The organism is Bacillus sp. FJAT-50079, assembly GCF_018343515.1.
GTDB lineage: Bacteria > Bacillota > Bacilli > Bacillales > Bacillaceae_C > Lederbergia.
Window position 1 is genome coordinate 794916 of sequence record NZ_JAGYPD010000002.1, and the last position, 8789, is coordinate 803704.

Genomic DNA, 8789 nt, shown 5'->3' on the forward strand with positions numbered 1-8789 from the left:
CCTATGAACCAGCGAGATATTTCTATAAGCTAATTTAATTTGATTGAATGATTCGACTGCTAATTAGACCCGAAAGTAAACATGAAGACCCCAGCGAGAGATGCTAGCAGGTAAGTCCCTCGGGATCATTCGTTTTTTAAAGTTACTTCGCAAGCAGTTCTTCCATTTCATTTAGCTTTTCTTCAAACACTTTACACGCAGCTTCAATTGGATCTGCTGTTGTCATATCAACGCCAGCTTTTTTCAATACTTCAATCGGATAATCGGAGCTACCCGCTTTTAGGAAGTCGATATATCGATTGACTGCTGGTTGCCCTTCTTCTAAGATCTGCTTGGATAAAGCAGCCGCTGCGCTAAAGCCTGTCGCATATTGATACACATAATAATTATAGTAAAAATGGGGAATTCTTGACCATTCTAGTCCAATTTCCTCATCAACATGAATATCCTCTTCACCATAATATTTTTTGTTTAATGCATAATATTCTTTCGTAAGCAATTCCGCAGTTAACGCTTCGCCATTTTGAGCCTTTTCATGAATTAAATGCTCAAATTCTGCGAACATCGTTTGTCTGAATACAGTTCCCCTAAAACCTTCTAAATAATTATTAATTAAATATAGCTGCTCCTGTTTATCGTCGGTTTGTTGCAGCATATAATCACCTAATAACGCCTCATTGCATGTTGAAGCAACCTCTGCAACAAAAATGGAATAGTCTCCATACGGATAGGCTTGAGTTTTTCTCGTATAATAACTATGGACGCTATGTCCAAACTCATGGGCAAGTGTAAATAGATTATTCACATTATCTTGCCAATTCATTAATATATAAGGATTTGTTCCATATGCTCCTGAAGAATAAGCTCCACTGCGCTTCCCTTTATTTTCTACAACATCCACCCAGCGATTTTCAAATCCTTCCGTTAGTGTCTGAATATAGTCCTCCCCTAGTGGAGCAAGACCTTTCAGTATTATATCTTTCGCCTCAGAATAAGCGATTTCCATTTTCACATCTTTTACGAGCGGGGTATATAAGTCGTACATATGCAGCTCATCGACTCCAAGTACCTTCTTACGAAGCTTGATGTAGCGATGTAATAAATGCAAGTTCTTATTAACGGTTTTTACGAGATTGTCATACACATCTTCTGGAATATTATTCGCCGCCAATGCCGCTTGGCGTGCTGATTCATAATTCCTTATCTTTGCATAAAAATTATCCTTTTTAACAGCGCCACTTAATGTGCTAGCGAACGTGTTCGTAAACTTTCCATATGTTTCATAAACTTTTTTAAATGCTTCTTCCCGAACTCGGCGATCTTGACTTTCTAAAAAGCGAATGAAATTACCATGAGATATTTGTACACTTTCACCATTTTCATCATTGATTACTGGGAATTCCATATCAGCATTATTTAACATTCCAAATGTTGTACTCGATGAACCTAATACGTCGGAAGCTTCAGCAAGCAATGCTTCTTCTTCTGCTGATAAGATGTGACCACGTTGTAAGTTAATCTCAGCTAATGCTTGTTGATACAATTGAAGCCCACCATTTTTCTCGACATAATCAGAAATTTTCTTTTCATCCATTGCTAAAATTTCAGGTACGACAAATGAAAAGGCACTCGCTACTTGGGCATATAAACTTTCTGCACGCGCATTAAATCCTTGATAAAATGAATTGCCTGTATCTTCGTCATAACGCATATGCGCATATGTATAAAGCTTGCCCATTTTTTCAGAAACACCCGCTTGGTATTGGAGCACTTCTAACATTTTTTCCGGACTTTTACTTAATTGCCCTTTTAATTCGCTCGTATGAGCTAAGCTTGCTTTAATTTCCTCATATTCCTTTTCCCAAAGCTCGTCCGATGCAAAAATATCTTCCAGCCTCCATGTCAATTCCTCACTTATTTCAGAGCGATTCGGAAGCGTTTTTACTGTTGCTTTGTTTGTCATAATCATCCTCCATTCGTAAATGACACGTTCTTTAATATAAATACACCATTAGAACATATTCTTCATTTTAACAATAATTCCTGCTTTGAAAAGAAAATACACTCGTTTACTATACGCTCTGGTTGAAAAGGCATTTGCCATTGCTCATAAAAAGCATATTCTTGTTTTATCGCTTCCTCATATGACGAGGCGGTTTGAATATGTTTCAGCTTTTGAAATAAGTCTTCGCCAATTCGCGAAAAATATTCGAGCTTTACTAGCTGTAAAAAATACTGTATTACTGCCTCCTCCCAACTGTTATACTGTTGCAACGGAAATGTGCGAACGAATAAAAAGCCATTCCTTATTCTCATTTTCATTTTTTGAAACACATATTTTAATGATATTTTCTGTCCTATTATTAAGTTTTTAAGACAATCTTGATAAATATAATATTGCCATTCCAAAGGATGAGAATGAAAGCATTCCATCATGTAACATGGGAGTCCACATATGATTGGCAGCATATACGGATTGTCATTAGCTGTGTACACAGATTTAATAAATGATTCTCGCGCAAGATTGCTAGAACGGACCTTTGCTGAAAGCCATTTATTTTTCTCTTGTTTCCATTTAATTGGATTTAGCTTTCTTGGAATAATCGATATTTGCTGCGGAATAGTTGAAGTGAAAAGTCGGTGAGAATATAAAGTAGCATGCACTTTTCTCGTTGTGAGAGGAATAATCCCATGAAGTAGATAAATCCTTTTCGTTTTAGGGGAGTAGCTCAAAATACTTAAATTTTTTTGGGCACGCTGCTTGGCAAGCGCAAAATGAAATTCGGATAACTGAAATGTATGACTGTTCAATTGCTTTTGATATGGCACCCCTCCGTAAATCCATAGTGGAGTAATCCTTTCATTTTCATACCCCAATGATCGCCTCGCTAATTGTTCACTCGGTATCGAAGAGCATTGGTACTCGATGGCGAAACGTCTCCCTTCATGCTTAACGTATAAATCCGGGCGCTGCTTTCGATTTGTTAAATAATATTCCAAATAGACTTCGATCCCTTGAGTGTGAAAGAATTGATATAAATCTTGTTTTCCCTCCAAATGAAGTTCACTTTCACCTTCAAACATTGAAACACAGTTTGTGTTTCTTTTATGCGAAAAATGCATTATTCTGACGGTACCGGCTTTAATGGTCAGTTGCTCCTTACACTCGGGACAATAAAATGTATGGTTGCACCGCCAGTCTTGAAGCTCTGCCTCAGATAGCTTACGTACAAGCGACACGAACTTCCCTTTTTCATTTATAGCAGTTAACAATCAATCCACTCCTTTTTTTATTAAAAATATTGCTTCTAGCCTAAACATTACACATCCGTTATATAAAATCCTTCTTAAACAGAAAAAAACCCGCCTTCAAATTGAATTCGGGTTAGTTAATTAAAATGCTGTGCCAATGTGGCCAAAACATCTTCATTTATTAATTTCTTTCCATATTCATCAAGACGATGGATCGTATAGCCACTTTCAAATCCATATTCAAGTAAAAGGCTTAATACGTCCGCAATGTAATCTCCATCAAACACGTCTTCTGGAAATTTAACATATAGGAAATACGTCTCTTCGTATACGTACAGCTTCGTTTCAACACCTTCTAATTTTTCCCTTGCAGCAAGTGTTATAAGATCTTCAAAGTCTTTAAAAGCGAGAACAATTTCTTCTATATCGTCTGCACTGCGATCATAATGATGTCTAATTTGAAATTGCTGCTCAAGAAACTCTTCCATCTTATCATCGATCGGCAGATCCTTATATTTTTCTTCAGGAATTGGCAGTTCTAACTTATTTCCATCTTTGGAAAGCTGTGCTTTCGTAACGAGTACTTCTAGTCCTTTATCAAGGGCTTGAATTTGAATCCATAATGGACCTTCATGGTCGAAGTCATCTTCATTGTGAACCTCTTCCATCATTTCCCAAAATAGCTCCTCGCCTCTTTCCCGGTTATACCATATCTCTTCCCGGTCAAAGCCTCTTTCCTCTATATCTATATAAGAGATATAAAACTTAACAGTATTTTCGTTAATTCTTTCGATTTCCATATCGCAACTCTCCCTTCTATATTGGGTGGTGAAGGGATCATCATCCCGTACAAAGTAAGTGTAATATTATGAAAATCCACCTTGTACTTTTATTTTATGATAAGCATCTCCAAAATGGAAACAAAACATATTCCCATTTTCATAATTCCTCTTTTGCCTATATCAAGATCCAACTTTTGATTATTTTATCTAATCTTTATAGGAAAATCAAGAGAATCTTCTCACAATTCCTCAAGGTTATTTACGATTATTTAAAAAACCTTCATACATTTCATCAAGTATGAAGGCTTTATCCATTAATTCACCATTTTTTGTGCTTCGCGAAGCTGATACGTTCTTACTTTACGAGGCAGAAAACGTCTAATCTCATCTTCGTTGTAGCCGACTTGAAGACGCTTTTCATCCATAATAATCGGTCTTCTAAGCAAACCTGGATTTTTTTGTATTAAATTAAATAGCTGTTGAAGAGGAAGAGATTCTAAATCAATATTTAATTTTTGGAAAATTTTAGATCGAGTGGAAATGATCTCATCCGTTCCATCTTCAGTCATTCGCAAAATATCTTTGATTTCTTCCAAACTTAACGGTTCCGAAAAAATATTTCTTTCTTCATATGGAATTTCCTGCTCTTCAAGCCAGGTTCTTGCTTTTCTACATGACGTGCAACTAGGTGAAGTGTACAATGTTACCATAATGATATCCACACTCCTCAATTTATTTAGATTGATTAGTTGATTGTTTTAATTTTCATTGAAATCACCAACAGTAAATCGCATCCATTATTCCCTTAAAGGGCTTATTTAAAACAAATATAATGAAACAATCTATATTATGTATTATACACTACATAAGGCAGAATGAATAGGTTTTTTTCGGATTTTCACAAACTGTTCCTATTTTATTTTCAACCTGTTATAGTTGATATATATTTTTTTTACCACTTCTTAACATCTTTTAAACCTCCATTAATCATTTTATAATAATTTGTCCTATTTTAGCGATTTCATTCAAAAAAAAAGAAAAAGTCTTCTCCATATAATATGTACAAATTTTTCAAAGGAGTGAAACAAATGTCCTCTTTAATCGTAATGAGTTAGCAAATGAGAAAAAATCCACTTTTTATTCGTGAGAGGTGAGGAGATAAATGAACGAATTGCTTGACTCCCTTTTTATCATTATTTGCACTGTTGTGTTTTTGCTTATCGCTTATCTTGCCTATAAGATCCCACCGATAAGATATATATTTCGTTTTTTGTTAAAAAGCTTCGTTGTATTATTTTCAATCGTAAAGATCTTCTTATTAATCTTTATGTTTAGCTTTTTTGGGTTTGCAGTCACAATAGCTATAAGCCTTTATGGAAATGGAAAGTTTTTAACTTATGACGGGGAGCCGGTCCATATTCTGCTTGACCCTGATCCAATACTCATCCTTACTATTTCATTCGGAGTTTTTTACTTCGTCATTTTTACTGTTAGTAAAGTGATCTATTCTTTAATAAAACTTAATATATGGGTATATGAAGCACTCGTTTTGCTTACTTGTTCAGCTATGATTATACTCGTTTTTCCAAGTGTAGTGCAGCATTTATTCCCGGCAATCACCGTTTCAATAGAGGCTGCTTTTGCTTACGCTTTAATTGTTGTTGGTATGTATATGAAAGAAACGGTTCCCAAAAGGAAAAAGGAAGAGGAAGGTTTTAGTGTTAGATTATAAACAACTGAAAAAAGGCTTCCAAGAGTCAAAGAAACTGATTTCTTGGAAGCCATACCAGTGATTTATGCAACCATTTATCTAATGCTCGTTTATTTCCCAGGAGTGTAATCAACATTTGGCGAGTATTTATTTCCCGCATTCCATAAAAGATATTCTTCAATACCTTCGTCGTATAACGCCTTAATTTGTGCTTCTACTTCCTCTTTTCCATACACTTTGTAATTTCCACTTCCTAAGTAAGATGCTGTAAAGTCTTGAAGCCACGGTCTTGAAATCGGACGGCTTTCTAATTCTCCAAGCTTCGCATTCTCAACCTTCGCATATTCTTTAACGAGTCGATAGGGTTCTAAATCCGGCTTTGCAATACCAAAATAAGATGTCCAATGGCTCGGATAAATCATCGAAGAAATCACATCAACATTTTCCGATATTTTAGAGAAGTTTTGTCCAATTCCCGGTGCTTCTGGGAGTGTAGCAGCATAACCAAAAATGTCAACGGATACCTTTACCCCATATGGAGCAAGCTTTTCACGTGCATAGGCAACAAAATCGGTGACAGCATGCACTCGCTTTTGAATATTATTTTCATCCGTGCCTTCATATTCCCCTTTTCCATACTTTAATTGTTCATCCCTATTTTCAAATCCTTCCGGGAAACGAACATAATCGAATTGAATTTCTTGGAATCCGAGCTTCGCTGCTTCAATCGCAATATCGACATTGTAATCCCAAACCTCTTTAAGAAATGGATTGACAAATGACTCACCTCTACCATTCACCCACACTTTATCTCCATCTACGAAAGATAAATCTGGACGTGTCTTCGGTAAAGTCGAATCCTTAAAAACTACAATTCTAGCAATTGGATAAATTTGCTTTTCTTCCATCGTTTCTAACATTTCTCTCGGATCTTTAATATAGTTTTGACCGATTTCTGCAAACGGTGACTCATCATCAAGGGGAAATGTAACCGCTCCCCAATCATCCTTCACGTCAATAACCATCGCATTTAAGTCACTCGTTTCAATTAAATCGACAAGCTCTTTAAATTTGCTTCCACCAGCAGAATGACCAGTTACATATATTCCTCGAATGGCGTCAGGATATTCGAACGTTAAGCCAGAATCAAAGACAAAGCGTGGCGATTGTACAGGCAATGGCTTTTCCTCAATAGCTAATTGTCGTGATGCATGTAATGTCACTCGTTTTCCTTCTTCTTCAGCGCCAGCTTTAAATGGTAATAACCACATGATGGCTACCATAATTCCAGCGGTTACGAATAATTTCTTCCAATTCACTGATGATCTCTCCCCTTTTGCAGTCAAAAACCGTCATTATGTTAATACCTATTGTAACAAGAATTAAACGTTTATGATATTCTTTTCCGTTAAATTATACAGAGCCTTGCTTGCTTTGTCATGATGACAGCGGTTATAATAATAGATAGTTTTGGTTAATGATGCATTCGTCCCTTGTTAGCCGGGATGAATTTTTTTATCTTTTAAGGGTTGTTCAAAAAGTCCGGTTTACTCTCCTTTTTGAACACGTATCATAAGGGGGCTTTCCATTAAATGAAGACAATTTTTTCCGGCATTCAGCCGAGTGGTGTCATTACACTAGGAAATTACATAGGAGCGATTAAGCAATTTGTTGAACTGCAAAATGAATATGATTGTTATTTTTGCGTTGTAGATCAACATGCGATAACAGTTCCCCAAGATCGTCTAGAACTGCGAAAAAACATACGAACACTTGCAGCAATGTATATTGCAGCAGGACTCGATCATGAGAAAGCTACATTATTTATCCAATCAGAGGTGCCTGCACATGCCCAAGCTGGCTGGATGCTTCAATGTGTTGCTTATATTGGGGAATTAGAAAGAATGACACAATTTAAGGACAAATCAACAGGTAAGGATGCAGTTTCAGCAGGCCTATTAACATATCCACCGTTAATGGCAGCAGATATTTTGCTTTATGGTGCAGATCTCGTTCCAGTTGGTGAAGACCAAAAGCAGCATCTTGAGCTCACTCGTGATTTAGCGGAACGATTTAATAATCGCTATAACGATATTTTTACGATTCCAGAGGTGCGAATTCCAAAGATTGGTGCTCGGATCATGTCCTTACAAGATCCATTGAAAAAGATGAGCAAATCTGATGCGAATCAGCGCTCATTTATTACATTGCTTGATGAACCTAAACAAATTGAGAAAAAAATTAAAAGTGCTGTCACCGATTCAGAAGGGATCGTCAAGTTTGATCGGGAAAATAAAGCCGGCATTTCGAATTTATTATCGATTTATTCGATCCTCAGTGGCCGCTCCATCGCAGAGCTTGAAGCACAATATGATGGAAAAGGATATGGAGATTTTAAAACGGATCTGGCTGATGTCGTTGTAGATGCCTTAACTCCTATTCAAGAACGTTGCAAAAACTTACTTGAGTCGAAAGAACTTGACGACATCTTAGATGCTGGCGCTGAAAAAGCTTCTGCTAAAGCGAATAGAATGTTGAAAAAGATGGAAAATGCAATGGGCTTAGGAAGAAAAAGAAGATAAAATAAGCGAAAAAGACGATTTATAGAATCGTCTTTCAGAGCGTAGACAAAAGGGTTGGAAATCATTTTGATTTCCAACCCTTTTCCTATTAATTCAGGTTAAATCTGTGAAAAAGTTCATTTCAGCTTTCCATTTTGGTTCTTATTAAGCGATGGTTGGCGTTTTCCATGTCCAACTGGCCAACTTCTTAAGATTTAAGGCAGCAAAAGTCAGCATCGCCTGCATGGACAATTTTTTAATACCTTTTAAGGTTGTCCAGCGCATGCCATGCTTTTCTTTGGCATCGGCAAAGACACGTTCAATCGTCTCTTTACGCTTTCCGTATATTTCTTTAATTTCATGATTGTGTCGTAAGTCCTCAGCTACATCCAAGTAATCTTGCCAGATATGACGTTGGATCATTTTTTGGTGATTCTTACTCTCCGTGCATTGGCTAAGCACCGGACACGTGGCACAAATAGA

General features: G+C 36.6%; 8 protein-coding genes. 2 read left to right on the plus strand and 6 right to left on the minus strand.

The genetic code is table 11. The annotated features are described in order from the left end of the window. Window positions 1-142: 142 nt before the first annotated feature. The 4 genes from pepF to spxA form a co-directional block, all read right to left on the minus strand. Window positions 143-1963 (minus strand): oligoendopeptidase F, encoded by a 1821-nt coding sequence (gene pepF, locus KHA95_RS07760; protein WP_213136895.1) that lies wholly within the window; start codon window positions 1961-1963, stop codon window positions 143-145. A gap of 62 nt (window positions 1964-2025) precedes the next feature. Beyond that, complete coding sequence (locus KHA95_RS07765; protein ID WP_213136896.1) at window positions 2026-3273, minus strand: competence protein CoiA; 1248 nt, start codon at window positions 3271-3273, stop codon at window positions 2026-2028. Between the two features lie 116 nt (window positions 3274-3389). Beyond that, window positions 3390-4052, minus strand: a complete 663-nt coding sequence (gene mecA / locus KHA95_RS07770; protein ID WP_213136897.1) for an adaptor protein MecA — start codon at window positions 4050-4052, stop codon at window positions 3390-3392. 296 nt (window positions 4053-4348) lie between these two features. Beyond that, window positions 4349-4744 (minus strand): transcriptional regulator SpxA, encoded by a 396-nt coding sequence (spxA, locus tag KHA95_RS07775; protein WP_213136948.1) that lies wholly within the window; start codon window positions 4742-4744, stop codon window positions 4349-4351. Between the two features lie 452 nt (window positions 4745-5196). Between spxA and KHA95_RS07780 the strand changes: the two genes are divergently transcribed. Then, window positions 5197-5766, plus strand: a complete 570-nt coding sequence (locus KHA95_RS07780) for a V-type ATP synthase subunit I domain-containing protein (protein WP_213136898.1) — start codon at window positions 5197-5199, stop codon at window positions 5764-5766. Window positions 5767-5855: 89 nt separating this feature from the next. Here KHA95_RS07780 and KHA95_RS07785 read toward each other — a convergent pair whose 3' ends face one another. Continuing rightward, window positions 5856-7028, minus strand: a complete 1173-nt coding sequence (locus KHA95_RS07785) for a putative glycoside hydrolase (RefSeq protein ID WP_213136949.1) — start codon at window positions 7026-7028, stop codon at window positions 5856-5858. A gap of 309 nt (window positions 7029-7337) precedes the next feature. Between KHA95_RS07785 and trpS the strand changes: the two genes are divergently transcribed. Next, window positions 7338-8327 carry a tryptophan--tRNA ligase gene (trpS, locus tag KHA95_RS07790; protein WP_213136899.1) on the plus strand — a complete coding sequence of 330 codons (990 nt, stop codon included), beginning with the start codon at window positions 7338-7340 and terminating at the stop codon, window positions 8325-8327. Between the two features lie 144 nt (window positions 8328-8471). On the opposite strand, the gene KHA95_RS07795 is transcribed toward trpS, so the two are convergent. Then, the coding region (locus KHA95_RS07795; protein ID WP_213136900.1) for a transposase at window positions 8472-8789 on the minus strand (318 nt) is incomplete at its 5' end.